Source organism: Chryseobacterium sp. Leaf405 (genome assembly GCF_001425355.1).
GTDB lineage: Bacteria > Bacteroidota > Bacteroidia > Flavobacteriales > Weeksellaceae > Chryseobacterium.
This window is the reverse complement of record NZ_LMQN01000001.1, coordinates 85,407-111,062: the sequence shown is the minus strand read 5'-3', so window position 1 is coordinate 111,062 and position 25,656 is coordinate 85,407. Positions and strand designations below refer to the sequence as shown.

25 protein-coding genes are annotated in these 25,656 nt (G+C 33.0%); 21 read left to right on the top strand and 4 right to left on the bottom strand.

Translation table 11 applies throughout. The features are described from left to right. Nucleotide 1 precedes the first annotated feature (1 nt). The 8 genes from ASG22_RS00545 (at nt 2) to ASG22_RS00510 (ending at nt 7,811) form a co-directional block, all read left to right on the top strand. Complete coding sequence (locus tag ASG22_RS00545) at nt 2-3,598, top strand: response regulator (protein WP_055978965.1); 3,597 nt, start codon at nt 2-4, stop codon at nt 3,596-3,598. A 14-nt stretch (nt 3,599-3,612) separates the two neighbouring features. Beyond that, on the top strand, nt 3,613-3,981 hold the full coding sequence (locus ASG22_RS00540; protein WP_055978962.1) for a response regulator: 369 nt from the start codon (nt 3,613-3,615) through the stop codon (nt 3,979-3,981). Continuing rightward, nucleotides 3,981-4,811 (top strand): CheR family methyltransferase, encoded by an 831-nt coding sequence (locus ASG22_RS00535; protein ID WP_055978959.1) that lies wholly within the window; start codon nt 3,981-3,983, stop codon nt 4,809-4,811. The genes ASG22_RS00540 and ASG22_RS00535 overlap by 1 nt, the downstream gene beginning before the upstream one ends. A 12-nt stretch (nt 4,812-4,823) precedes the next feature. Continuing rightward, nucleotides 4,824-5,396, top strand: coding sequence for a chemotaxis protein CheB (locus ASG22_RS00530; RefSeq protein ID WP_055978957.1), 573 nt, complete (start codon nt 4,824-4,826; stop codon nt 5,394-5,396). A 37-nt stretch (nt 5,397-5,433) separates the two neighbouring features. Continuing rightward, a complete protein-coding gene (locus ASG22_RS00525) occupies nt 5,434-5,799 on the top strand; it encodes a response regulator (protein ID WP_055978954.1) in 366 nt (121 codons plus the stop codon). Nucleotides 5,800-6,119: 320 nt separating this feature from the next. Next, complete coding sequence (locus ASG22_RS00520; protein ID WP_055978952.1) at nt 6,120-7,286, top strand: cytochrome-c peroxidase; 1,167 nt, start codon at nt 6,120-6,122, stop codon at nt 7,284-7,286. Between the two features lie 62 nt (nt 7,287-7,348). Next, complete coding sequence (locus ASG22_RS00515; RefSeq protein ID WP_055978949.1) at nt 7,349-7,576, top strand: hypothetical protein; 228 nt, start codon at nt 7,349-7,351, stop codon at nt 7,574-7,576. A 10-nt stretch (nt 7,577-7,586) separates the two neighbouring features. Next, nucleotides 7,587-7,811: a hypothetical protein gene (locus tag ASG22_RS00510; protein ID WP_055978946.1), complete on the top strand. Its 225-nt coding sequence runs from the start codon at nt 7,587-7,589 to the stop codon at nt 7,809-7,811. Between the two features lie 143 nt (nt 7,812-7,954). Here the strand turns inward: ASG22_RS00510 and ASG22_RS00505 are convergent, their stop codons facing one another. Beyond that, nucleotides 7,955-8,551: a hypothetical protein gene (locus ASG22_RS00505; protein WP_055978943.1), complete on the bottom strand. Its 597-nt coding sequence runs from the start codon at nt 8,549-8,551 to the stop codon at nt 7,955-7,957. Nucleotides 8,552-8,711: 160 nt separating this feature from the next. Between ASG22_RS00505 and ASG22_RS00500 the strand changes: the two genes are divergently transcribed. From ASG22_RS00500 to ASG22_RS00480, 5 genes are all read left to right on the top strand, one after another. Then, nucleotides 8,712-9,584 (top strand): AraC family transcriptional regulator, encoded by an 873-nt coding sequence (locus ASG22_RS00500; protein ID WP_055978938.1) that lies wholly within the window; start codon nt 8,712-8,714, stop codon nt 9,582-9,584. A gap of 114 nt (nt 9,585-9,698) precedes the next feature. Next, nucleotides 9,699-10,499 (top strand): Cof-type HAD-IIB family hydrolase, encoded by an 801-nt coding sequence (locus ASG22_RS00495; RefSeq protein ID WP_055978935.1) that lies wholly within the window; start codon nt 9,699-9,701, stop codon nt 10,497-10,499. A gap of 529 nt (nt 10,500-11,028) precedes the next feature. Continuing rightward, nucleotides 11,029-11,739, top strand: a complete 711-nt coding sequence (locus tag ASG22_RS00490; RefSeq protein WP_055978932.1) for a glycohydrolase toxin TNT-related protein — start codon at nt 11,029-11,031, stop codon at nt 11,737-11,739. Between the two features lie 9 nt (nt 11,740-11,748). Beyond that, nucleotides 11,749-12,168 carry a hypothetical protein gene (locus tag ASG22_RS00485; RefSeq protein ID WP_055978925.1) on the top strand — a complete coding sequence of 140 codons (420 nt, stop codon included), beginning with the start codon at nt 11,749-11,751 and terminating at the stop codon, nt 12,166-12,168. Between the two features lie 143 nt (nt 12,169-12,311). Further along, nucleotides 12,312-14,036, top strand: coding sequence for a DUF4041 domain-containing protein (locus ASG22_RS00480; RefSeq protein WP_117590767.1), 1,725 nt, complete (start codon nt 12,312-12,314; stop codon nt 14,034-14,036). A gap of 94 nt (nt 14,037-14,130) precedes the next feature. On the opposite strand, the gene ASG22_RS00475 is transcribed toward ASG22_RS00480, so the two are convergent. Further along, nucleotides 14,131-14,547, bottom strand: a complete 417-nt coding sequence (locus tag ASG22_RS00475; protein ID WP_055978922.1) for a hypothetical protein — start codon at nt 14,545-14,547, stop codon at nt 14,131-14,133. Between the two features lie 394 nt (nt 14,548-14,941). Here ASG22_RS00475 and ASG22_RS00470 point away from each other — a divergent pair, with 394 nt between their 5' ends. After that, the gene (locus tag ASG22_RS00470) at nt 14,942-16,525 is read left to right on the top strand and encodes a Na+/H+ antiporter (RefSeq protein ID WP_055978919.1); all 1,584 of its coding nucleotides are present in this window, start codon (nt 14,942-14,944) and stop codon (nt 16,523-16,525) included. Here ASG22_RS00470 and ASG22_RS00465 read toward each other — a convergent pair. Together ASG22_RS00465 and ASG22_RS00460 are read right to left on the bottom strand one after the other, a co-directional pair. Further along, nucleotides 16,511-16,843 (bottom strand): hypothetical protein, encoded by a 333-nt coding sequence (locus tag ASG22_RS00465; RefSeq protein ID WP_055978916.1) that lies wholly within the window; start codon nt 16,841-16,843, stop codon nt 16,511-16,513. The two genes, ASG22_RS00470 and ASG22_RS00465, sit on opposite strands and share 15 nt — an antisense overlap. A gap of 644 nt (nt 16,844-17,487) precedes the next feature. Then, nucleotides 17,488-18,135, bottom strand: coding sequence for a DUF1349 domain-containing protein (locus ASG22_RS00460; protein ID WP_055980204.1), 648 nt, complete (start codon nt 18,133-18,135; stop codon nt 17,488-17,490). A 97-nt stretch (nt 18,136-18,232) separates the two neighbouring features. On the opposite strand from ASG22_RS00460, the gene ASG22_RS00455 reads away from it, so the two are divergent. The 7 genes from ASG22_RS00455 (at nt 18,233) to rsgA (ending at nt 25,580) form a co-directional block, all read left to right on the top strand. Beyond that, a complete protein-coding gene (locus tag ASG22_RS00455) occupies nt 18,233-18,988 on the top strand; it encodes a response regulator transcription factor (RefSeq protein WP_055978913.1) in 756 nt (251 codons plus the stop codon). Between the two features lie 225 nt (nt 18,989-19,213). Beyond that, nucleotides 19,214-20,473, top strand: coding sequence for an aminotransferase class I/II-fold pyridoxal phosphate-dependent enzyme (locus tag ASG22_RS00450; RefSeq protein ID WP_055978910.1), 1,260 nt, complete (start codon nt 19,214-19,216; stop codon nt 20,471-20,473). A 6-nt stretch (nt 20,474-20,479) separates the two neighbouring features. Beyond that, complete coding sequence (locus ASG22_RS00445) at nt 20,480-21,109, top strand: TetR/AcrR family transcriptional regulator (RefSeq protein WP_055978907.1); 630 nt, start codon at nt 20,480-20,482, stop codon at nt 21,107-21,109. A gap of 97 nt (nt 21,110-21,206) precedes the next feature. After that, nucleotides 21,207-22,292 (top strand): DNA polymerase III subunit gamma/tau, encoded by a 1,086-nt coding sequence (gene dnaX / locus ASG22_RS00440; RefSeq protein ID WP_055978904.1) that lies wholly within the window; start codon nt 21,207-21,209, stop codon nt 22,290-22,292. Nucleotides 22,293-22,648: 356 nt separating this feature from the next. Further along, entirely contained in the window at nt 22,649-22,909 is a 261-nt protein-coding gene (locus ASG22_RS00435; RefSeq protein WP_238586825.1) for a hypothetical protein, read from the top strand. A gap of 533 nt (nt 22,910-23,442) precedes the next feature. Beyond that, nucleotides 23,443-24,522 carry a chorismate mutase gene (locus tag ASG22_RS00430; RefSeq protein WP_055978898.1) on the top strand — a complete coding sequence of 360 codons (1,080 nt, stop codon included), beginning with the start codon at nt 23,443-23,445 and terminating at the stop codon, nt 24,520-24,522. Nucleotides 24,523-24,644: 122 nt separating this feature from the next. Next, the gene (gene rsgA, locus ASG22_RS00425; protein WP_055978895.1) at nt 24,645-25,580 is read left to right on the top strand and encodes a ribosome small subunit-dependent GTPase A; all 936 of its coding nucleotides are present in this window, start codon (nt 24,645-24,647) and stop codon (nt 25,578-25,580) included. Nucleotides 25,581-25,656: the final 76 nt, after the last annotated feature.

Genomic DNA, 25,656 nt, shown 5'->3' with positions numbered 1-25,656 from the left:
TATGCCACAAAAAATAATTCGAAATCTACAGTTCGGGGTAGGATTTTCTTTGCTGATTTTGCTTACAAGTTCGGCAGCATCTTACTGGAGCATACAGAATCAGATTGAAAATCGTGAAAATCTTTCCAGAAGCCGTCGTGCAATAATGTCTGTAAAAGATGTTTTAGTTTCCCTTTTGGATGCCGAAACAGGAAATCGCGGGTATCAGCTTACCGGAAAAGAAATTTTTCTGGATCCTTACAAGCGAAGTCTTATTGAATTTCCAAAAGCTATGGAAATTGCTAAATCTTTGGATATTAAAGATCAGGTACAGCTGAATCGCCTGAATAAACTGGAGCAAAACGTCAACAGCAATATCACCAATCTTACCCAGTTTGTTGAAAATAAGCGCAATGGCAAGCAGATGAATCAGGAACAAATGCTGTCCAGCAAGTTTTATATGGATCAATGCCGTAAGATTGTTCACGAGTTTGTAAAATACGAAGAGCAGCAGCGCGAGCAGAGCAATAAAGATCTGAACGATTCTACGAATTTAACCGTCGTATTTATTATTTTGTCGGCACTTGCAGCGATTATTGTAACGGTTCTCTTTTATATTAAATTAAAAAATGATTTAATTCGAAGAGATAAGCTTGAAAAAGCATTAGTAGCAAAAGATTTAGAAATTCAGAAAAGGGTAAGTGCCATTCAGCAGGTTGCCAATAGAGTTGCCAATGGCGATTACAGTCAGAAAGCATCAGACGATTCTCAGGATGATTTGGGTGATCTTGTGGAATCTCTCAATCATATGACAGATTCTTTGAAGAAATCTTTTGATAAAATTAATAAAAGTGACTGGCGTCAGAAAGGTCTTGCTTTACTAAATGAATCTTTGGTTGGCAATAATTCTGTAAAAGAAGTTACCTCAGTATCATTAAATCAGTTGGTGGAATACGGAAAGTGTATCAACGGAGTTATTTATCTAATGGATGAAGGGACTCTGAAATTAAATACTGCTTTAGGTTTGGAAGGAAATATGAAAAAATCTTTCCAACCGGGTGAAGGAATGATCGGGCAGGTATTTATTCAGGAAAAAGAAAAAGTATACAATGATCTTAATGAAAATGATTTTGCGGTTACTTTTGCAAGCAGTAAATTGAAAATCAACGGAATATTAGTCATTCCTATAATTTCAGAAGGTCACGCCATAGGTGTTTTGGAAGTGGGTTCATCTGAAAATTTCAGCGAAGGAAGAATAGACTATTTTTTAGAATGTACAAGAAATATCGGTATTGCTTTAACTGCCGCTAGAGGGCGCGAAAAAGAACAGCAATTATTTGAAGAAACTCAGGCTCAATCAGAAGAATTGCAGGTTCAGCATTCTGAATTGGAAAATCTTAATACAGAATTAGAGGCACAAACTCAAAAGCTTCAGGCATCGGAAGAAGAACTGAAAGTGCAGCAGGAAGAGCTGATGCAGGCAAATACTGAATTGGAAGAACGTTCAAAATTATTAGAAGATAAAAACTATTTAATCGCTGAACGTAACATTGAAATTCAGAAAAAAGTTGAAGAATTAGCATTAAGTACAAAATATAAGTCAGAATTTCTGGCAAATATGTCTCATGAGTTGAGAACGCCATTAAATTCAATCCTTCTTCTTTCCCGTTTAATGTCTGAAAATCATGAGGAGAATCTTAATGAAGATCAGATAGAATCGGCGAAAGTTATCCAAAGTTCGGGAAGTAGTCTTTTAACTCTAATTGATGAAATATTAGATTTAGCTAAAATTGAGTCCGGCAAAATGACCTTGGAATATCAGAATGTTGTCATTAATGAAGTAGCAGATGATCTTCAGAAATTATTCAATCCGATGGTTCAGGAAAAAGGAATTAAGTTTAATATCAATATTGAAAACGGACTTAAAACTATTGAGACAGATCGTTTAAGAGTAGATCAGGTGCTGAGAAATCTATTGTCTAACGCTTTGAAATTCACAAGTGAAGGAAGCATTAATTTAAATATTAAAAAAGATCCTAAAAATAAAAATTTCATTATTTTCAGTGTAAAAGATACGGGAATCGGGATTGCCGAAGAGAAGCAGAGAATTATATTTGAAGCGTTTCAGCAGGCAGACGGTTCTACAAGACGTAAATTTGGCGGAACGGGGCTTGGTCTTTCCATCAGCCGTGAAATTGCCAGACTATTAGGTGGAGAATTGTCTCTCTCAAGTAAAGTTGATGAAGGAAGTGAGTTCAGTTTTAGCATTCCTGTTAATGAAAAATCAAAGTCTGTTTACAGTGAAACCGATGAACATTTAATTGAAATTATTCAGGAAGATGTTCAGGAAATCAAAAATATCATAGATGATCATTCTGTAGATGTCAATTTCTTGGAAATCCCTGAGAATATTGATGATGACAGAGATTCAATTACAAAAGATGACAAAGTAATTCTTATTATAGAAGATGATACCAATTTTGCAAAAGCATTGTTGAAATATGCCAGAATGCAGAATTATAAAGGGGTTGTCGTGGTAAGAGGAGATCATGCGCTGTCGGCGGCAGAACAGTATCGTCCGTTGGCAGTTTTATTGGATATTCAGCTTCCTGTAAAAGACGGCTGGAAAGTAATGGATGAGTTGAAATCTAATTCGAAAACAAGACACATTCCTGTGCACATGATGTCTGCTTTACATGTAAAACATGAAAGTATGATGAAAGGAGCAATTGATTTTATCAACAAACCTGTTGCGTTAGAGCAGATGTCAGGAGTATTTAGAAAAATTGAAGAAGCACTGCAAAAGTCTCCGCAAAAAGTATTAATTGTTGAAGAAAATGCCAAACATGCAAGTGCGTTGTCTTATTTCCTGAGCAATTTTAATATTTCTTTGTCAGTAGAAAATAATGTGGAAGACAGTGTGAAAGCCTTAACAACAGAAAAAGCTGATTGTGTTATTTTAGATATTGGAACGTCCAAAGGCAATGAATACCAAATTATAGAATCGATTAAAAGTTATGAAGGTTTGGAAAATCTTCCGGTAATTATTTTTACTGAACGTAATTTATCAAATTCTGAAGAAGCTAAAATTAAGCAATATGCAGATTCTATCGTCGTAAAAACCGTTCATTCATATCAAAGAATTTTGGATGAGGTAGGATTGTTCTTACATTTGGTGGAAGAAAAAAATAATTTAAGTGAAGTTTCAAGAAGCAAAGCGCTAGGATCTTTAACGGATGTTTTAAGCGGTAAAAAAATCCTGATTACTGACGATGATGCCAGAAATATATTCTCATTAACCAAAGCGCTGGAGAAATATAAAGTTGAAGTTATCTTGGCGATGGATGGCAAGCAGGCGCTTGAACAGATTAAATTAAATCCTGATATTGATGTTGCCCTGATGGATATGATGATGCCGGAAATGGACGGATATGAAACGATAAGACAAATTCGGAAAATGCCTGCGTTTTCAAGACTTCCGGTAATTGCTATTACCGCAAAATCTATGATTGGAGACCGTGAAAAATGTATTACTGCGGGAGCATCAGATTATATCTCAAAACCGGTAGATATAGACCAGCTTTTGTCGCTGTTGCGTGTTTGGTTATATGAAAATTAAAGAGCTGAATTCTGATGAATAAAAAAGTTTTAATTGTGGACGATGATCCACGAAATATATTTGCTTTAAAAATAACATTAAAAGCACGCAATTATCAGACTGAAAGCAGTACATCTGCTCAGGAAGCTATTCTTATGATAGAAAATGATCCTGAGATAGGAATTATTTTAATGGATATGATGATGCCTGAAATGGATGGTTATGAAGCGCTTAAAATTATCCGAAATATGCCTTCAGGAAATAGTAAAATTCCTGTTATTGCGGTTACGGCGCAGGCAATGCAGGGTGACAGGGAAAAATGTCTGGAAGCGGGAGCCGATGATTATATTTCAAAACCGATCAATGTAGATCAGCTATTAACTGCCATAGAAAAATTATCCTGATGCTCGAGCCAAGTATTGTAAAAGACGATGAGGTTGAAATTCTTATAAAGGATGTCTACGATCTGTACGGATATGATTTTTCCGATTACAGCAGGGCATCTTTTAAACGAAGGATCAACAGGATTTGTCTTATTGATAAATTTACCAGCTTTGCAGAATTACGCTACACTGTACTTAATGATATTGACTATTTAAAACGTTTTGTAGAAGAAATTACGGTAAATGTTACAGAAATGTTTCGTGATCCTTATTTTTTCAAAGAATTAAGAGAAAAGATTTTGCCGCAATTGGGAACTTATCCGTTGATAAGAATCTGGCTGGCGGGTTGCTCGACAGGTGAAGAAGCCTATTCAATTGCTATTTTATTGAAAGAAGCTAATCTTTATCATAAATCCTTGATTTACGGCACAGATATTAATCCCTCGGTGTTGGAAACAGCAAGAGCTGGCGTATTTCCCTTACATCAGATGAAATTATATTCTGAAAATTATATGCTTTCAGGAGGAAAAGAAGATTTTTCGAAATATTATATTGCCAATTACGACAGTGTGAGATTTGATAAAAGCTTACAGGAAAAACTGATTCTGTCAACGCATAATCTCGTTTCAGATACGTCTTTTAACAGTTTCCAATTGATTATTTGCAGAAATGTTTTGATCTATTTTGATAAACCTTTACAGGAAAGAGTTTTTAAGCTTTTTGATGACAGTCTGGAAAATTTTGGCTATCTGGCGTTGGGAGCAAAAGAAACACTCAGATTTTCCGGTATTAATAAAGATTATCAGCAGGTGGATGATCAAAAGATCTGGAAAAAGATAGGTCATTATTAAAGACATTAAGTGATGGGAAAAACTAACACTACAATTGATTTGGTTGCCATTGGAGGTTCTGCGGGAAGTCTGCAGGTCATTATACAGATGATGAAAAATCTGAATACAGAATTAAATGTAACCATTATCATTATTGTCCATCGTAAATCGCAACCTAATAATATTTTAAGTATGTTGTTGCAGCAATATTCGAGCATTGAAGTGATTGAAATTGAGGACAAAACGGAATTAGAAAAAAATAAAGTATATTTAGTTCCTGCCGATTATCACCTTTTGTTTGAAGATGAATTTAGGGTATCGCTTGACAGTTCAGAAAAAATGAATTATTCCCGACCGTCGATAGATGTAACTTTCAGATCTGCTGCGGAAATTTTTGGTGAAAGAATGGTTGGCATACTTTTATCAGGAGCAAATGCCGACGGAGTGGAAGGTCTGCATTATATTAAAAAAAACGGTGGTAAAGCTTGGGTTCAGGATCCCGAAACGGCCGAAGTAGATTATATGCCCAAACAGGCTATTCACGCCGGAGAATATAATCTTATCATAAAGCCGGAAGATTTGGCTGCATATATTAATGAGTTGTAGTAAAAAATAAAGTTAAAAAGAAATAAATTAGACCTATATGAATAATAAGAAGATTTTGATTTTTGATGATGATAAAACCATTTTGGAAGTCATCACGATCATTTTCGAAGAAAACGGTTATCTTGTTGAAATTTCAGAAACGTCGCACGACATTATTGAACGTGTTTCACAGTTTCAGCCGGATGTAATTCTCATGGACAATTGGATTCCTAAAATCGGTGGAGTAGAAGCTACCAAGCTTTTGAAAAATCATGAAGAATTCAAAAAAATTCCTGTCATCTATGTGACTGCCAATAACGATATCGTGGCATTGGCACAAACGGCTCAGGCAGATGATTATGTTGCAAAACCTTTTAATCTTGAAGATCTGGAAGAAAAAGTAGCAAAATATTTGAAAAATTAATTACAATTCCAAAAAATGAAAACCTCAGTTTCGGCTGGGGTTTTACTTTAAAATCTATTTAAACTTTTTTGAATCTGTTTCCCGCTTTCCGCACTCGCTATTTTTCAGGTGTTTCGGCGGCGCAGCTTTGCTGCGCCGAAAAATGAGCTCAAACAAGGCTGCAATCGGAGCTATAGTTGCAGTCAGTCATTACAACATTCCACAGTAATACAAAATTTGCTCGAAATAAGATAAAAAGATTCCAAATTTAAATTCTGCTTCAAAAGAAAAATAGGATAGCGACAGAAGAATCCATAATTTTGCGAAAACTTCAATGAATAATGAAGAACGTACTAAGCTGGTTGCTGATTCTCTTTCTCACGGTATCCCTTCTGAATAACTGCTTAAACAGCAGCGTTCGCAAAGATATTGAGCAAAAAGCTTCTTTTATAGCTCATCTTAGAAAACTGTATTCTTCCGGTAATTCTTTAAGTTGGCCAAAACCCATTCTCGACCAAGAAGCCTTGTCTTCTTTTTCTGAAATCGGACATTTGCCCGAAATCCAATTTCCAAACGATAATCAATATTCTCAAGAGAAAGAATTATTAGGAAAAACACTTTTTTTCGATCCAAGACTTTCAAAATCTAATCAGATCGCCTGCGCTTCATGCCACGATCCCGAACTTGCCTGGACGGATAACCGTACGTTTTCTTTCGGACACGACCGACAAATCGGAACAAGAAATTCAATGACTATTTTAAATGTTGCATATGCCAAATCTCTTTTCTGGGACGGAAGAGCAGAATCTCTGGAAGATCAGTCAAAGATGCCTATTCAGGATGAAAGGGAAATGAGTGAGCATATTGATATTGCAGCAGGAAAAATTGCTAAAATAAAAGGCTATGAACTCTTATTTGAAAAAGCTTTTGGTAATAAAAAAGTGACGAAAGAAAGAATTGCCAAAGCGATTGCAACTTTCGAAAGGACCGTTAAAAGTTCTCCCTCAAAATTTGATCAGTTTATTGATGGTAAAACTGAAATTTATACTGACGATGAAGTCATGGGATTACATCTTTTCCGTACAAAAGCGCAATGTATGAATTGTCATCATTCAGGATATTTCTCCAGCAACCGTTTTGAAAATATAGGAAACGCTTTATTGAATTCCAAGCAGGAAGATTTGGGAAGATATCTAGTGACGAAAAACTTTGAAGATGTTGGAAAATTCCGTGTTCCGAGTTTAAGAGAAGTGGCAAGAACAGGACCTTGGTTTCACAATGGATCTATGAAAACGCTGACAGAAGTTATAGATTTTTACAGCAAAGGAAATCCTGAATCTTATCAAAACAGAACAACCATTCATGAAGGAAATACGTTAACTTCCGAAAAATCAAATATGGTAAGATTATTGGAACTGACAGATGTAGAAATTTCACAATTAGAATCATTTTTAAGAACATTATCAACTAAAACAGAAAGAATTAATCCACCTGAAATGCCCAAGTAGTATTTTCATCAACAATTGGCATACTTTATTCATTAGCCAGGTTATATTAAGAAATAAATATCATGGCACAGAAATTTTTCAGTAAAGAAGACTTTGTTAAAAATACTCAGGAACAGTATCATGTAGAATACACCAGTCAGGAAATTGGTGAAGGATCAAATCTAACTGTAGAAAAAAAGAATGAAAACGGTGAATATGAAGTTGTTCAGGCACAGATACATAGACACGATGGACAAATTTTTATCGTTTGGAGCGAACCATTTGAAGGAAGATTAATTTTTGAAAAATAACTGATTGATTATGAATTATAAAGAAGCACACCAGCATAAAAAAGAGTCAGTTGAAAATGCTGATCAAAACGTAATCGATAATTTTCACATTTTAATCGTTCCTGCCAATACAGAGGAAAGTACAAAGTACATTGAAACTTTTTTAGAAAATCCTGATAAGTTTAATGATGAGAGTTGTAAAAAATTCTGTTCAGATGATGAATACCAAGTGGTAAGTTTTAAAAAAGAAGAATAAAGTCTTAAAATTATCAACGCAAGATATTATCATAAAAAAATTGAGGCAGTCTATTTTCCGTGATTTAAAGAAAATAGATGCCTCAATACTGATTGTACGTAAAATTTTAATTCCGATATAATACGGAAATAAATGAATCTCTTTTAGTTAAGAGCAATAATTTTGTTAAAAACGTTTCCGCCTTCTTCCACAGTAATAATATATTTATCTGCTGTTCTCAGACCAAGGTCAAATGTCAGATTAATATCTCCGTCTTCTGCTTTTTTCGTTGCGCTGTAATATACATTTTCTGAAAGATCTGTTACAGTAATATCGGCGTCAGTTTTCAAACCTGAAAGGTGAAGTTTTACCATATTTCCGGAAATTGTATATTCCGGTTTATTAATTTCTGCAAAAGGTGTCTTTTCGATTTCCAGTGTGTTGTCAGAATTGATTTTTATTTTAAATTTTTCAATTTTCTGATCAGATTCAGCGACTAAAAAATAAGTTCCTGAAGCTAAATCTTCCAAATTGTAAGATTTTGATACAGAATTTTCCATTCCCAATTTTTCCGAAAATACTTCTCCATAAGTTTCGTTATAAATTACAAGAGATATATTTTGTGCATTTAGTACTTCAAAATTTACAGTTTTCGCTGTTGCGTTTCCGAAAGAAAGAGAAAAATCTCTGTCTTTACTCATCAAACTTGCTGAGATTAGTAGAAATCCTGCAAGAAAAGTAGATTTTAATATTTTAGTCATAATGATAAGGTTTTTATTATCAATAATTTATACTGCAAATGTATGACGGATAATTGATGGAATCTACAATACAATTTTCATATTTATGTTTTATATTAACCTTTATGGTAATTAAATAAATAATTATTGTTAATTTTGTATATGAATTTATTGGTATAAAATGAAACATTCACATCCTGCCTTTGAAGCGGTAAAACCTAATATTGGAAGTAGCTTTACCAGTTTGAAATTTCTTCAGAATGAAAATCTTAAATCTCACGTTTGGCATTATCATCCTGAGGTTGAATTGATTTTCGTCTGCGGAGGTTCAGGAAAAAGGCAGATTGGAAGTAATATTTCCTACTTTTCTGATGGAGATCTTGTACTGATGGGAAGCAATTTGCCACATTGCGGAATGACAAATGAAAATACGAATAACGATTATGAAATGGTAATTCAGTTTAAACCAGATTTTTTGGGCAAAAATATTTGGGATCTTCCGGAAATGCAAAGAATTGCCAACCTTTTGGAAAAAGCAAAAGCGGGAATTGTGTTTTCTGAAAATATAAAGAAGATTATTGGCAAAAAAATTGTAGAGATGCATGAGTCTTCGTCTTTGGAAAAGCTTGTTAAGTTTATAGAAATATTAGATGCGTTGGCTTCTACGTCAGATTACCGGATTTTGAATGCAGGGAAATATTACTTACAGACACAAGTTGAGGATAATGACAGGATTAATTTGATTTTTAATTATGTAAAAGATCATTTTAAGGAACAGATTACGTTGGAAGAAATTGCTGATCTGGCGAATATGAGAGTGCCGTCTTTCTGTCGTTATTTTAAGAAAATAACCAATAAAACTTTTACTCAGTTTGTGAATGAATATCGAATTACACATTCACTGAAACTGCTTGCTGAAAAGCCTTTGAGCATCACAGAGGTTTGCTTTGAGTCGGGTTTTAATAATTTTAGTTACTTTAATAAAACGTTTAAACAGTATATCAAAAAAAGCCCGTCGCAATATAGAAAAGAGTTTAATTTTTTTATTGAATAGAATTTTAAACCTTTATTATTAAGAAATCATAAAAATAGAAAACAATAAATTAAAAATGAATTCAGTAGCTTTATGTCTTGAAATCGCTCGATAGATTCATTTTTTACTGACAGTATGGAAAATATTAAATTAATTGTAACCGATATGGACGGAACTTTCCTGAATTCTTCACACGAAGTAAGCCCGGAATTTCCGAAAATTTATGAAGAACTGAAAAAGAGAAATATTTTATTCGTTCCTGCGAGCGGAAGACAGATGTTGGGCATCACAAAATATTTTGGTGAAATTGAAAATGAAATGGCTTTTATTGCAGAAAATGGAGGGTACGTTATTTATAAAAATGAAGAACTTTTTGCAGATCAGTTAGATCAGAAATATGTTGCGGAAATTATTACTGTAATAAGAACAATTCCAGGTGCTACAGCAGTTTTATCGGGAAAAAAGAAAGCATATTTTGAAACAGATAATCAGGATTTTATAGATTATATTTCACAATTTTATACGGATAATGAAAGAAGGGAAGACCTTACAGAAGCTATTGATGACAGTATTTTTAAAATTGCAGTGTATCATGCTGATGGCTCTGAATTAAACGTTTATCCTTTCTTAAAAGAATTTGAAAAGTATGATCTTGAAATTGTAGTGTCTGGACAGTATTGGCTGGATATTATGAATAAGAACATCAATAAAGGCAATGCTTTGGAAAAACTTCAGAAAGTTCTTAATATTACGCCACAACAGACAATGGCTTTCGGAGATTATATGAATGATATTCAGATGCTTGAGAATTCGAAATATTCTTATGCGATGAAAAACGCACATCCTTCAGTAAAAAAAGCGGCAAATTTTGAAGCTTGTTCTAATGATAATTTTGGCGTATTGAAAATCATTAAAGATTATTTGAAAATCAGTTAATGAGTTATTCAATTAAAAATATCCAACCTTCATATCGAAAGATGTGAAGGTTTTTTATTGAAATTTTTTGTCGATGAAATTTTTAGTAAATGGATTTTACAATTTGCTATATCTGAAGATTTTCAATTTTTTTAACAAAACTCACCAATAATTGAATTTTTTATTTTAATTTTATCGTTGAAATTTTTGCCTTTCTTGTACCGTTTACGAAGTGATATTTTTGTCACTGTAATTCACTTTTGTGATTAGATTTTTGATGTTTAAAGTTATTCTGAAAAGAGCGCTAGTCATCATTTTTTATGGCGTAACCGAAAAGCCAATAGAGTAGGGCAAACTAAAATTTAACCATGTATTTACTAATTCACTCTTCAGTTAGTGCCAACCAATCATATTTTACAGTTTTCACAATAGTCTCACCATAGAATTAAATTAGTTAGCAGCCTTTGAATGGATGATTTAAAGGCTGTTTTTTATTCCATTTAATCCTGATTAATATTTTAAAAACAAAAAATTATATAAAAAATTACCCATGAAAAACTTGTTTAAGTACATTTTAATTTTAGCAATTCCATTATTATCAGTTGCTTGTAAGTCAGATGACGAAATTTTAGAAAATAGGATAACTCCTGTGATGACCTTGTTTTATCAAAATGCCGATGACTTTGCTAAAACGTATGATCCCAATGGAAAAGTAAATCAAACAGATAGAAATCAAGCATTTAATTTATATAAGCAGGGTAAATGGAGCGAATTGGAAACTTTTTTTAAAAATCATAATCTGAACGGAGGATGGCCGCCGGCAAGTGGAGGATACAATATTGTTGACAATGTCTCGTTTACTGCTGGTCAAAAATATGACAGATATAGTGGTGCAGTCGGCAGTTACAGCGGAACTGGAGTTCCTACTTTGGGAGGCAGTTTTACAAGTCCGATTATTGATGGGTATACTTATACTTTTAGCCAAAGGGCTTTAAATCAACCCGAAAATGCGTACGATTTTTATTACCATATTGATGTCTTGAATAATTTACTCCCTTTCAAAGGACAATTGGCAGATGTTATTCCTTGGTTTAATCAAGTGGGAGGCGGAGTACAAACCATGTGGAAAATTCCAATCGACCCGTTGACTGGCTACCAAAAAACGTGGAATAAATTAGCTCAGGAAGGATATATAAAAGTAACGATTATTAAAAGTCCAAGCGGAAAATATAATACCTTAGCAGGTACAGTTATTCAGTAAAATATTTAGATGTATTCAATTATCAGAAAAATAAATATTGGTAGAAAGGCTTCTGTTGTAAAAAGTAATTTTAGCAACAATGAAATTGTACATTCCACTCCAATACAATTCAGATGTTGTAATTGCGATAACGAAAATACAGTTCGAATTACACCTTATGAAACAGGTTTCCCGATTTTTCAATTGTATAATGAAGATAAAATTTTATCTAAAAAAGAATTATTAGAAAACCGAATCGTTTACAAAACATTCAACAATCTATTACATTTTGGGGAGCTGACAGTTAATAATTTACCAACTCTTTATTTTGGAACTGCTTGTCAATATTGTCAATCAAAATATATCTGTGTATTCAGCTACGGAGAAAAACAACCAGGTTTGGAACAGCTGACCGTTTCAGGAATTTGGGAATATGAAGAGATAAATTAATTATAAAATTTATAGATAAGTTTCGGCTTCAAATCTTTGATTTGAAGCCGAATTTATGCAGTTATGATTTACCATAAAATGAGTACAATAAAAATCAGTATTATTGTAAAAGCTAATAATTAAAAAACTAACAAAATTTAAACATGGAAATTGTATTAATCATCCTCCTTTTAGGTTTAATGCTGTACGCATTTAGCAAATCAAACAAAATCAAACAAGAAGTTATCAAAAGAGATGCTCAAATCTCAAATCTCAATCGGGAAATCAGTCAGTTAAAAATCGAAATTTCAAATCATCAAAACGATAAAAGATCTTTAAATGATAAAATTCAAAGATTGAGAACAGACTTTTCTAATCTTCAGATTGATAAAAGAGCTGTTGATGAAAAGAATATTCAACTTAAAAATCATAACGATATTTTAAGTAAATATCAGGATATAATTAATGTTCAGGTAGAATGTGAATATCTTTTAAAGAAAGCCGAAAAAGAAAGTTTAAAATTGACAGAAAGAGCACAACTCGAGTTAGATAACGCTCAATTGCAGGCAAAAGAATCTCGTAGAATGACAAGGGAATATACCGAAAAGAGAACACGAGAAGTAGAATTGTTATATGATAATGCGGTAAGAGAATCTCAGAGAATTATCGATAATGCTGAGAATAGGGCAGAATCTATTGGTGGTGATGCGTATCGAAGTTTAAGAGAAGCCAATGAAATTGCAGAAAGAATTAAAGCGATGAAAAATGTAATTGAAGGTTATGGAAATGAGTACATCGTTCCAATTTATACGTTACTGGATGATTTGGCAGAAGATTTCAGTCATAAAGAAGCAGGAGAAAATCTTAAAAAGCTTCGACAGAATAACAAGTTGATGATCGTAAGCCGACAAGCCGGAATCTGTGAATATATGGATGAATACAGAAGAAATATTGCTATTGATTTTGTAATTGATGCTTATAATGGAAAAATTGAAACCATTTTATCTACTGTAAAAAAAGACAATTATGGAATTCTTAAACAAAAGATGGATGATGCTTTTCAATTGGTGAACTTTAATGGTGAAGCATTCCGTAAAGCCAGAATTTCAACTATTTATCATGAAGCTCGTCTGGAAGAATTGAAATGGGCAGTTGTTGCTCAGGAACTCAGGTCTCAGGAGCAGGAAGAACAGAGACAAATCAGAGAGCAGATTCGTGAGGAAGAAAAAGCGAGAAAGGAATTTGAAAAAGCTATAAAAGATGCGGAAAAAGAAGAGTTAACATTAAAAAGATTAATTGAAAAAGCTGAATCTCAGGTATCAAGAGCTAACGAAGAACAAAAGCTTCTTTTCCAACAAAAGTTAGAAGAATTGCAGAATAAATTGGAATTGGCTGAAGAAAAAAATCAGCGTGCAATTTCTATGGCGCAGCAAACAAAAGCAGGAAATGTTTACGTTATTTCAAACATTGGTTCTTTTGGTGAAGACGTTTATAAAATCGGAATGACCAGACGTTTAGAACCTCTTGATCGTGTTCGTGAATTGGGTGATGCGAGTGTTCCATTTGAGTTTGATGTACATGCGATGATTTACTCAGATGATGCACCGGCGCTCGAAAGACAACTTCACAAAAAGTTCTTGAAAAGTCAGCTTAATAAGATTAATCCAAGAAAAGAATTTTTCAGATTAGGAATTAATGATGTTAAAAATTATATTGATGCTATGGGAATTGTCTGTAAATGGACAATGGCTGCTGAAGCAAAACAATATCGTGAAACGTTGAAATTGGAAGAGGAAATGAAAGTCAATAAGCAGCTTGAAGCAGAATGGGAACAATATCAGGAAGAAGTTGATCCCGTAACTTTGGAAGAAGAATTGGTTGAAGAATAATCAGGCTAAATTTTTCTTTTTTACGAAATAATTAATAATAAATGAAAAATCCACAACCATTAGTTGTGGATTTTTCTGAAAAAATATACTATAATTAAGATTCGGTGGTCGCTAATTGGTAGTTATTCATTGATGGTAATTTCCCGAAAAGACATGAAAAAATATTCTGAAATTCGTGAATGTATTTACATTTGATTGAATTTCCATATAATTTCAAGCCTTCAACAATTTTCTTAGAACTTAAATCAATATCATATTTGATAAAAGCTTCAGGTCTTTCATAACGTATTCTCTGTTCTGAAATGTAAGTTCTTGAAAAGCCGAATTTTTCCAGCCATTCTTCTGTAATCTGTATCGGAGTAATAGAATTTGAAGGAACTGAAAAACTGTGAATGTCGTTTTCAATTTTCACAAAATAATCTTTGTCATTATCCTGAAAAATCTCAGTGATGGTAAAGATCTGATTTCTGTATTCTACTAAATTTTGAATTTTTAGATCTGCAACGTTCATAATATTTTGTGGGTGTTAATGTTAATTAAACTAAATAAGGTGAATTATTTGTTATAATAGTGTTGGCAAATACTATGCCTTATGTGGCGAATAATATTTAAACTTTATTTAAATTGTGAGCAAATAACGAATTTAAAATTTTAAAATATTATTAAGTTATTGATTATCAGTTGGTAAATAAATTTCAAAAAGTTAAATATGTGGTACTTATGTGGTATATTTAAAATATTGTTAATTTTATTAAATCTCAAATTTTGGTGATATACATAAAATACATATGGAGTTTTATTAAAATTAAACTATTGCTTTTATATTTATGATGTAATCTTTTTTATAAAAATTGTAATTTGGACTGTATATTTTAAAGTCATTTTTATCTATAACTCTTTAACAAATGATAGAAGATTTTCCGTTTTACTTATCGCTTATTATTGCTATTGTTCTGCTGATTATGCTGGCGAACAAAATAAAGGTTGCTTATCCTGTGTTGCTTGTTGTTGCAGGATTATTAATCAGCATTATTCCAAATATTCCGATGATCAGAATTGATCCTGAACTCATATTTATTATTTTTCTTCCTCCGCTGCTTTATGAAGCTGCCTGGTCGATTTCCTGGAAAGAACTCTGGAAATGGCGCCGCATTATTGGAAGTTTTGCATTTGTTGTAGTTTTTCTGACGGCAATTACAGTTGCTTTTGTTGCGAATCATTTTATTCCTGGATTTTCTTTAGCATTAGGGTTTTTATTGGGAGGAATTGTTTCACCACCAGATGCGGTAAGTGCCGGAGCGATTTTAAAGTTTGTAAAAATACCTAAAAGAATGTCTTCTATATTGGAAGGAGAAAGTCTTTTAAATGATGCTTCGTCATTAATTATTTTCCGTTTTGCGATGATTGCTGTAGCTACGGGACAATTTATCTGGCATGAAGCGGTATTAAGTTTCTCGTGGATGGTAATCGGTGGAGTAGGAATCGGGCTGTTGATTGGCTGGCTTTTTATGAAAGGTCAGAAAATTCTTCCTACAGATGCCAATATGGATACGATTCTTACTATTGTTGCACCTTATTTAATGTACATTGCTGCGGAAGAAGTGCATAGTTCCGGAGTTTTGGCGGTGGTAAGTGGAGGATTACTTTTGTCAAATAACAGGCATAATTTTTTAAGTACATCTTCCCGTTTGAGAGGGATCAATGTCTGGCAAAGTCTTTCTTTTGTGTTAAATGGATTGGTTTTCATTCTCATTGGTCTCGATCTTCCAGAAATTACTTCCGGTTTGGAAGGAGTAAGTATTTCTGCCGCAATAGGATATGGACTTTTAGTAACCGCCGTACTTATTGTTGTGAGAATTTTATCTGCTTACGGAGCTGTAATTATTACATTGATTGCCCGAAATTATATTACCGTGGCAGATAATAGAAGTCCGGGCTTTAAAGCTCCTATTCTTTTAGGCTGGACGGGAATGAGAGGCGTTGTTTCGTTGGCGGCGGCATTATCAATTCCTGTAAAATTGCATACAGACGGTCCGGATTTTCCTCAGAGAAACTTGATTTTATTTATAACATTTATCGTTATTTTAACGACTTTATTAGTTCAGGGACTTACATTGCCTTATCTGATTAAAAAAATGGATATGCCATCATATGATGATCATCTTCCTGATGACGAAGCAGAAGATATGATCCGTCGGGAAATGGCAAAAATTACGCTTCAGCATCTTTCTGATAACTATAGTGAAATGTTAGAAAAAAGTCCGTTTCTACATCAGATTCATGAAAAATGGAAAGGGAAATTGGATGAAGAATCAGATATAAAACTTTCCTCCGAGATCAAGCTGGCTTATCTTGACGTGCTTAACAGACAGCGTAATTGGCTTATAGAACAAAATCATGACAAAAAACAACATTTTGATGAGGATCTTATAAGAAAACACCTCATGAAAATCGATCTGGAGGAAGAGAGAATATTATTGATTCATTAAAAAAGTTAAGACTTTCTGTAAGTACTCATCTTCTTTTACCACTTTATTATAAGATTGTCTCGCATACACAGGAGAAAGCTCATAGTTTTCAGGTTTCGAATTAATATCTTCATTTTCGATATACTGATTTAGGTGATGGGTATATTCTTTAATGAGTTTATTGATTGTTTTCCTCTTTAATTTGCATATTGTATTATTCTTTATTTTTTGTAAAGAGTTTAATATAAATGACTTATCCCCGTGGAAATTAATGGTGTGTTTAGTAAACGACAAATTGTGCTTATCCTGTAATACAGAATGTTCATCTTCAAAAATCATGATCGTAAAAGTTTAAAAGTTAAAGGAAAAAGATTGAAATATTTAATGATTCAGAAGATCAACGGACGGGTACAGGGAAAGACTTCTTCAATAGGAAGACCAATTTTTTTCGTACTGAAGTAAATTTTTCAGGTTTCATGATATTACTATTTTGTGTGGGTGTGGTTGATAAAATTGCTATTGAAAGTAGCCTTTTTATGTAAATTTTTAAACTTCAAAAACCTAACCAATTCTGTGATATTTTTCAAAAATATTAAAAATATGTAATAAAATGCAGTTAATATGCATTATTTTATTTTAATACTAAGGTATTATTGTGAATTTTGTGGTATCTATTCAATATTTTTAATTAAAATGTTTTTTATAGTTTGAACTATTTTAATTATACGTTTCGTAGAATAATATCTACATAAGTGTAGGTTTAGTTCTACAGCTTTTATTTCTTTTTAATGACTTATCATCATAAATTTACATCAGTTTTCATGGCCGGTTAGTTCATTCTACATAAATGTCTTTTAATAAAGATAGATGTATAGCGGTTAGTAGGAGATCTTTATTATGAGGATCTCCTTTTTTTTGTAAAAAAACCTCCCAAAAACTTGAGAGGTTTAATAAAACTAGAATGTATTTTGGATGTAATCCAACTACTTATTGTTCTCAAGCCATTTCAGGCGACGTGAATCGGGTAAATGTTTTACGTTGAAATTTTCAAAAACGGCATTAAAGCCGTTTCCATCCGGGCAAGCCGCCATTAATCCAACCATTACAGGAGAATTATCCTGAAGGTAAGCGTTTCGCATCATTACGTAATTTTTATCATCAAAAGAATAGAAGATTTCAACGGCATCAAGTTTTCTCACCGCTTTTATCCAGACGGCAGAGGGTATTTTGTCTAAAGTTATTACGCTCCAATCGCTGGTTGTATGGGTTACAACAGTGCTCAGATTATATTTTCCGTCAACAAATTCAATTCCGGCTTTAATATAATTTTCTTTATCAATTCTCAGCATCAATCCCATTTGATCGAACCTGACTTTGTAATTTCCGGTGATTTTAACTTTGGCTTCAAATTCTCCGCCATACGTCGCATATAGAAAAGGGGCATCATCAACGGTAAATCCGTAATGAGAAATTCTCCAGTAATCACTTTGCGGAGTAACAAACATCGATAAACTGTTGTTTTTGATTTCCCATTTTTCAGGCTCGTTAAACCATGTCATTTTTTCTAACGTCTGTGCGAAGTTTTTAGAAATGAGAAAAAATGTACAAAAACTTAAAAATATTCTTTTCATTTTCTTAAATTGAGAAATAAACTGATTGTAAATGATTATTTTAGCAAAAGTATAATTTCTAATACCTTTCATCAATACTTATAAATAACCATTTTTCATGGAAATTGTAAAAAAGCTGAACGATCAACTTCTTCAAATAAATTCAGAGAAGAGCGGAAAATGTATACTTGATATTGAAGTCTATAAAAATATTGCTCTTACCTATTCCAAAATTGAAAATTCTATCGCTGTTTTAAGTGATATGCAACATAATAAAAGCTATGTTTACACTTCAGGGATTATTTCTGAATTGGGTTTGTCGTTTACAGAAAATCCTGTTGTAATAGATTCAATTTGGGAAGAAGAAATTTTGAAAAAAATTCACCCGGACGATAAACTTAAAAAGTATATTCATGAATTGCGTTTTTTTCAACTGCTGGAATCACTGAAAAATGAAGAGCGAGCGGATTACAGTGTTTTGTCAAGAATGAGAATAAAAGATAAGGACGATAATTATCGTTTTATTCAGCATCGGATGTTCTATTTTTATTCTGAATTTAATAAGAAATTGAGATTTGCACTTTGCTTATATAATATTGCTTTAGATCAGTCAAAAGTTTTGCCTTCTGAATTTCTAATTATTAATTCTGAAAAAGGAAATATAGTTGTTGAAGATAAATTAAATTATAAAAATATTCTGTCCAAGAGGGAATTGGAAATTCTGAAGCTGATCGGTGAGGGTTTTACCAGCAAAGAAATTGCGGATTTCCTTTCTATAAGCGTTAATACAGTCAGTAGACATCGCCAGAATATACTGATAAAACTTAATGTTAAAAATTCAGTAAAAGCAGTTGTAGATAGCAAGCCTAATTAGAGTTATTTCTCATAATAATGAATAAATATTTAACTGTTAATGGGTTGCACAAAAAATGTAATTATTTTTTTTAATTGAAATAATGGAGTTGTATTACGAATATGTTTTCAATTTAAGAGTTTTTAGTAAAAATATTTCATGCATAATAAATATTATTGCAATATTAATATATATTTTTTTGAATTAATCATATATTTGTTAGTATTAACAGCTAACAAATTAAGGATGAACATTAACTTTTCAACAGCGACATTCAAGGATTTTGAAAATATCCCTGGATATGATATGATGGACCGAGCAGACATCTATTATGATTTCATCGAATACATGAAAACAAACGGTCACCGATACAGATTACAGAACAATACGGGATGTAGCTCTGTGATGAATATTGGTGATGAAGAAGAGGCAACAAAAGAAATGGTAAGCTTCGTCACCAGTGATTATTTGGGGCTTACGCAACACCCCAAGGTAAAGCAGGCTGCGATTAAAGGTATTGAGAAATTTGGTGCAGGTTCAGCAGCTACACCTCTTATTGGTGGATATTATTCTTACCACAATGAACTTGAAACAAAAATTGCTGAGTTTTTTGGAAGAACAGGGGATGAAGCGGTAACATTTACAACAGGTTATACAGCAAACAGTGCCACTTTGCAGATTTTGCTTCAGAAAGAAGATATTGCAATTTTAGATATGGCAGTACATGCCAGCGTTTATGAAGGTTGCATTCTGACAAACAGGAAAACATTTCCTCATAACGATCTTGCTGCTTTAGAACATATATTAAAAACTTCTGAAGATAAATACCGTACAAAGCTAGTCGTTATAGATGGGGTCTATTCTCAAGATGGGGATACTGCGCCTATTGAAGAAATTTATAAATTAGTCAAAAAATATAATGCCTATTTGATGATCGATGATGTTCATGGAGTAGGTATTTTAGGTAAAACAGGAAGAGGAACAATTGAAGATACCGGTTTATTAGATAAAATTGATATTATAACGGGAACTTTCAGTAAGACTTTTGGTAATCTTGGAGGATATGTAATAGCGAATAAAAATCTTATCAATTTCATCAGATTTCAATCGCGTCAGCAGATATTTTCGGCGACAATTGCTCCGGGAACTGCTGCCGGAATTATTAGAGCAATCGATTTAATTGATGAAGAACCGCACTTACGATTTAAACTTTGGGAAAATATCAATTACTTGAAAAAAGGATTGGATGAGTTGGGATTAGACACCGGAACTACATGTTCTGCGGTTGTGCCGGTAAAAATAGGAGATCCCCATTTAACATTAGATATAGGAAAAATGCTACTGGACAGAGGGGTCTATACAAACCCTATTATGTATCCTGCTGTAGCAAGGAAAAATGGTCGTATCAGAATGAGTGTTACCGCAACACATGAGATACAACATCTTGATAAAACCCTCAATGCATTTGAGGATATCAATAAAAAATTGCATATTGCGAAAAAATAATAACAAATGCCTAGAAAAGTTGTACAAGGTCCCATCAGGGACAAAGAAAAAACTAAACAAAAACTGTTGGCCGCAGTTGGAAAAATTTTAAGAACAAAAGGCTATTCAGGGCTGAAAGTAAGCAAGATAGCTGCTGTTGCCGGCTTTGATAAAAAGCTTATTTATGAGTATTTTGGAAGTACCGAAAAACTTATAGACGAGTATATCAGATCTCAGGATTATTGGAGTAGAACAGGTCAGGAAGAACTTCATGTAGATTTTAGTGACGGAGGTAAGGAAATGTCTAAAGTTGCTATTCTTAATCAGTTTGAACAAATCAGAAGAAATAAAGAGCTTCAGAAAATTATTCTTTGGGGGCTTTCTGAAGGAAAACCTATTCTAAAAAAAGTAGCCGATGACAGAGAAGAAGCAGGAGAGTTGCTTTTTAAAAATATCGTAGATCCTCACTTCAAAGATAAATCGACGAGATACCGTGCAATTGCTGCACTTTTGGTTTCGGGAGCTTATTATCTGAATCTTTACACAGCATACAATGCCAGCGTATTCTGCGGTATTGATCTGAAAAGCGAAGATGGTAGAAAAGAAATCGAAAAAGCTATTACTGAAATTATCGATTTTGCTTACGAAGAAAAATAATGATGAAAAAAAGTTTTCCTATTGACCAAAATTGAGTTTATTGATAATTTGAGAGTTTTCATTTTCAAATTAAAACTATATTTCTTACTTTTGGCCAATGGAAAATTTTATTGTATCTGCAAGAAAATATCGTCCGCGGCAGTTTGATACTGTTGTCGGACAATCTCATATTACGGATACTTTAGAACATGCTATTGAAGAAAATCAATTAGCACAGGCATTGCTGTTCTGCGGTCCCCGTGGAGTGGGTAAGACTACTTGTGCCAGGATTTTGGCGAGAAAGATCAACGAAAAAGACGGCTCTGTTTCAGAAGACGGTTTTGCTTATAACATTTATGAGCTGGATGCTGCTTCCAATAACTCTGTTGATGACATCAGAGAGTTGATCGATCAGGTTCGTTTTGCACCGCAGGTAGGTAAGTACAAAGTATATATTATCGACGAGGTTCATATGCTGTCTTCTGCCGCCTTCAATGCATTCCTGAAAACACTGGAAGAACCTCCTGCTCACGCTATTTTTATCTTAGCAACAACCGAAAAGCATAAAATCATTCCGACAATTTTATCGCGTTGTCAGATTTATGATTTTAAAAGAATTGTGATTGAAGATATTCAGGATCATCTCAGAAAAATCGCTCAGAAAGAGAACATTCAATACGAAGATGATGCTTTATATCTTATTGCTCAGAAAGCTGATGGTGCGTTGAGAGATGCGTTGTCTATTTTTGACAGACTCTCCACGTTTTCACAAAAGAATATTACGTTGGCAAAAGCTGCTGAAGTTTTAAATATTCTCGATTATGATCAATATCTGAAAATTGTTGATTTAGCCAAAGAAAATAAAATTCCTGAAGTACTTTTTGCTTTTAATGAAATTGTTAAAAAAGGTTTCGATCCGCACATATTCATAGCCGGATTAGGAAATCATTTCAGAGATTTGATGATGGCTCAGAATGCTTCAACCATCGAACTTATCGAGGTAGGAGAGAAAACCAAAGCCAAATTCGTTGAGCAAGGTCAAAAATGGAACGCCCAGCAATTAATTGATGCCATTGAGATCTGTAATCACGCAGATATTAATTATAAAAATTCCAAAAATCCACGACTTACTGTTGAAATTGCTTTAATGCAATTGACTTCTCTGACGGCTGATTTAGACGTTGCTAAAAAAAAAAGTTCTTAATACTCGCACCGTTTCTTAGTGAAAAACAGGAAATAAAATCTGCTGAGCCACTCAAAGAAATAACATCTGAAAAGGTTGAACAGAAACAGGCTGTTGAACTTAATAAGCCTCAGGAAGTTGAAGTTCAAAAAACATCTAAACCTTTATCCAGACAGGGAATTTCTACAGGATTTAGTATCAATTCTTTTTTAAATAAAGAAGAAAAACCTAAAGAGGAAGAAACAACTGTTGCAGCCACAGAAAAACTTCCGGAAAATCATTTTACAGATACAGATTTGCAGACAGAATGGAATTTATTCTTGAAACAGCTCCAAAGAAAAGATACTTTTGTTTTCAATGCGGTAAAAACTTTTAAGATGATTAAATCAGATGAAAATCAGATTACGGTTTCCTATCCATCTGATTCTGCAAAAACAGAGTTTGATAAAATAAGCAGGGAATTTTTCAATCATTTTAAAACAAAGGTTCACAATTTTTCTATTGAAATTGAATATAAGAGAGATTTTGAAAATCTTAAAGTTGAAGTAATGACCAAAAAGAAAATTTTTGAAAAATTTATTGAGAAAAATCCATTTCTGAAAGATCTTGATGATCTTATGAAATTTGATCTGACATAAATTCTAAGTGTCATCTAAGTATTAATTAGTTTAAAATTATCGTTCTTCAATAAGGAATTTAGTAATAGAATGACTAATTCAAAGTCGAATTCTTGCATTAAATTAATTGGGCACAAAAGGTTATTTTAAAATAAATTTTATATATTTGTCCAATATTTGTTAAGAAAATCAATTTTTCCGGCAAATAAATTAATATTGAAAAGTTAGAAATAGACGATTCACAACTCTAAAAAGTGGAACAATTTATCTCACATAAGTCTAAAAGCCAGCTTGGTTTTACAGCTGCTGAAATTTTCAGCCGCTATTTTGACTTTTCATTTGGTTATCTTAGAAATTTTAGAAAGTATTATCGATTTTATTGGTACTGCTAACTAAATTTCTTTCTCAAAAATTTAGGAATATTTGATTTATTTCGAAATTCCTTCCTCCACAAAAACATTTTTTAACGGCATTTTTGAAAAGAAATTATAAATTAAATTTTATAATGCAAATTGCTGTTGTCTCAATAATAAAATAAGAAAAATAAATTAGATATGAATTTAAAGGATTTAAAAAACGACTGGATCAATGAGTTTTCTCAGCCTATGATGATTGCAGGACCGTGTAGTGCAGAAAGTGAAGCTCAGATGTTGGAAACAGCAAAACGAATCAGGGAAACTAATGCAAATGTTCCGATTTTCCGTGCAGGAATCTGGAAACCACGCACAAAACCCAATGGATTTGAGGGAGTTGGGGTTATTGGTTTAAATTGGTTAAAAAAAGTAAAAGAAGAATATGGATTTAAAACAGCGACGGAAGTTGCGAATGCACATCACGTTTTTGCAGCATTGGAAGCAGATGTAGATATTCTTTGGATTGGGGCACGTTCTACTGTGAATCCGTTTACGGTTCAGGAAATTGCAATGGCTTTAAAAGGAACAAATAAAACTGTTTTAGTGAAAAATCCTGTGAATCCTGATTTAGCATTATGGATTGGCGCACTGGAAAGACTTTTAGGACAGGATATTAATAATTTAGGTGTTATTCACAGAGGGTTTTCAACGTACCAGAAAACAAAATACAGAAATAATCCTAACTGGCAGATTGCTTTGGATTTTAAAAGTCAGTTCCCGAATATTCCGATGTTGATTGATCCTTCACACATTTGTGGAAACAGAACGGGGTTGGCAGATATTACTCAAGAGGCACTAAATGTAGGTTACCAGGGTGCTATTATCGAAACACACAGCAATCCCGATGAAGCGTGGAGTGATGCTGCACAACAGATTACACCCGAAGTTTTGGGAGAATTGATCAGCAATCTAAAAGTAAGAAGTACAGATTTAGCTGGTTTTGAAGGTGATATGGGAAGACACAGAACGTTGATTTCAGATATTGATTTTCAGTTGATCGAACTTCTTTCCCAAAGAATGAAAATTTCCGAGAAAATTGGTAAACTTAAAAAAGAAAATGACATCGCTATTTTTCAGCCGGAACGTTGGAAAGTAATTACAGAATATGCAACACAAAAAGCTGTTGAAACCGGTATGTCCAAAGAGTTTATTGAGAAAGTTTTCAAGATGATTCATGAAGAATCGATTGAGGTTCAGAATAGCATTATGATTGATAGATAATTAAATTTGAGAGTTTAAGAGGCTTAAATGATGAGAATAATTGTGCTGATAAACATTAAACTCTACGTCTTTTAAACTCTCAAACATAATCCTAATTGCTTATCTTTGTATCATCTTAAAGTATGAAAGGAAAAATCATTAAATCTACAGGAAGTTGGTATCAGGTTTTGGAAATGGAAACCAATAGAATTTTTGAAGCAAGAATTCGTGGAAAATTTAAATTAATCAAAACCAGGCTTACGAATCCGCTTGCTGTGGGAGATTTTGTGGAATTTCAACTGGAGCAGGATGATGTTGCATGGATTACCAAAATTGATCCGCGCAGAAATTACCTGATCAGAAAATCTGTAAACCTTTCTAAAGAAGCGCACATTATTGCTTCAAATATTGATGTAGCCTGCTTTATTTTCACATTAAAACATCCTGAAACTTCGCTTGGTTTTCTTGACCGATTTCTGGCTTGTTGTGAAGCATATAATATTACTCCGTTAATTTTATTCAACAAAATTGATGTTTTGCATGAAGAAGAAATTGAAATCGTAAAAGATGTAGAATTTCATTATAATGAAATTGGATATGAAACATTAGAGATATCTTCATATTCAAGATTAAATTTAGATCAGCTGCAGGATTTACTGAAAGACAAAACTTCTGTATTTTTCGGTCATTCCGGTTGTGGAAAATCTACTTTAGTGAATGCTTTACAGCCTGATTTGAACTTAAAAACATCGGAAATTTCTGATACTAATTTAAAAGGAAAACATACTACTACTTTTGCGCAGATGCATTTCTGGCATTTTGGAGGAAATGTAATTGATACACCAGGGGTTCGTGAGTTCGCCATGATCGATATCCAAAAAGAAGAAGTACAACATTATTTTCCAGAAATCTTCAAAAAGAGAGAAGAGTGTAAATATCACAACTGTCTTCACATCAACGAGCCAAAATGCGCCGTACTTGATTCTTTAGAAACCGGAGAAATTCAACATTCCAGATATTCTACTTATATCAAACTAATGGATGAAGCAGAAGAATTGTCTCAAAATAATCATTCTTAGATTAATAATCCTTAATATTTTATGCTTGAAAAAGTAAACGTTTGTTTAACTTGCTGATTTTGAAAAAAGTAGAGTT

Excerpts from the sequence above, each read along its gene's own strand:
- ASG22_RS00540 (WP_055978962.1), top strand. The coding sequence starts at position 3,613 with ATGAATAAAAAAGTTTTAATTGTGGACGATGATCCACGAAATATATTT.
- ASG22_RS00520 (WP_055978952.1), top strand. The coding sequence starts at position 6,120 with ATGAAGAACGTACTAAGCTGGTTGCTGATTCTCTTTCTCACGGTATCC.
- rsgA (WP_055978895.1), top strand. The coding sequence starts at position 24,645 with ATGAAAGGAAAAATCATTAAATCTACAGGAAGTTGGTATCAGGTTTTG.
- ASG22_RS00530 (WP_055978957.1), top strand. The coding sequence starts at position 4,824 with ATGGGAAAAACTAACACTACAATTGATTTGGTTGCCATTGGAGGTTCT.
- ASG22_RS00510 (WP_055978946.1), top strand. The coding sequence starts at position 7,587 with ATGAATTATAAAGAAGCACACCAGCATAAAAAAGAGTCAGTTGAAAAT.
- ASG22_RS00495 (WP_055978935.1), top strand. The coding sequence starts at position 9,699 with ATGGAAAATATTAAATTAATTGTAACCGATATGGACGGAACTTTCCTG.
- ASG22_RS00455 (WP_055978913.1), top strand. The coding sequence starts at position 18,233 with ATGGAAATTGTAAAAAAGCTGAACGATCAACTTCTTCAAATAAATTCA.
- ASG22_RS00435 (WP_238586825.1), top strand. The coding sequence starts at position 22,649 with ATGATTAAATCAGATGAAAATCAGATTACGGTTTCCTATCCATCTGAT.
- ASG22_RS00475 (WP_055978922.1), bottom strand. The coding sequence starts at position 14,547 with ATGAACGTTGCAGATCTAAAAATTCAAAATTTAGTAGAATACAGAAAT.
- ASG22_RS00450 (WP_055978910.1), top strand. The coding sequence starts at position 19,214 with ATGAACATTAACTTTTCAACAGCGACATTCAAGGATTTTGAAAATATC.
- ASG22_RS00505 (WP_055978943.1), bottom strand. The coding sequence starts at position 8,551 with ATGACTAAAATATTAAAATCTACTTTTCTTGCAGGATTTCTACTAATC.
- ASG22_RS00545 (WP_055978965.1), top strand. The coding sequence starts at position 2 with ATGCCACAAAAAATAATTCGAAATCTACAGTTCGGGGTAGGATTTTCT.
- ASG22_RS00525 (WP_055978954.1), top strand. The coding sequence starts at position 5,434 with ATGAATAATAAGAAGATTTTGATTTTTGATGATGATAAAACCATTTTG.
- ASG22_RS00465 (WP_055978916.1), bottom strand. The coding sequence starts at position 16,843 with ATGATTTTTGAAGATGAACATTCTGTATTACAGGATAAGCACAATTTG.
- ASG22_RS00535 (WP_055978959.1), top strand. The coding sequence starts at position 3,981 with ATGCTCGAGCCAAGTATTGTAAAAGACGATGAGGTTGAAATTCTTATA.
- ASG22_RS00460 (WP_055980204.1), bottom strand. The coding sequence starts at position 18,135 with ATGAAAAGAATATTTTTAAGTTTTTGTACATTTTTTCTCATTTCTAAA.
- ASG22_RS00500 (WP_055978938.1), top strand. The coding sequence starts at position 8,712 with ATGAAACATTCACATCCTGCCTTTGAAGCGGTAAAACCTAATATTGGA.
- ASG22_RS00490 (WP_055978932.1), top strand. The coding sequence starts at position 11,029 with ATGAAAAACTTGTTTAAGTACATTTTAATTTTAGCAATTCCATTATTA.
- dnaX (WP_055978904.1), top strand. The coding sequence starts at position 21,207 with ATGGAAAATTTTATTGTATCTGCAAGAAAATATCGTCCGCGGCAGTTT.
- ASG22_RS00470 (WP_055978919.1), top strand. The coding sequence starts at position 14,942 with ATGATAGAAGATTTTCCGTTTTACTTATCGCTTATTATTGCTATTGTT.
- ASG22_RS00515 (WP_055978949.1), top strand. The coding sequence starts at position 7,349 with ATGGCACAGAAATTTTTCAGTAAAGAAGACTTTGTTAAAAATACTCAG.
- ASG22_RS00430 (WP_055978898.1), top strand. The coding sequence starts at position 23,443 with ATGAATTTAAAGGATTTAAAAAACGACTGGATCAATGAGTTTTCTCAG.
- ASG22_RS00485 (WP_055978925.1), top strand. The coding sequence starts at position 11,749 with ATGTATTCAATTATCAGAAAAATAAATATTGGTAGAAAGGCTTCTGTT.
- ASG22_RS00445 (WP_055978907.1), top strand. The coding sequence starts at position 20,480 with ATGCCTAGAAAAGTTGTACAAGGTCCCATCAGGGACAAAGAAAAAACT.
- ASG22_RS00480 (WP_117590767.1), top strand. The coding sequence starts at position 12,312 with ATGGAAATTGTATTAATCATCCTCCTTTTAGGTTTAATGCTGTACGCA.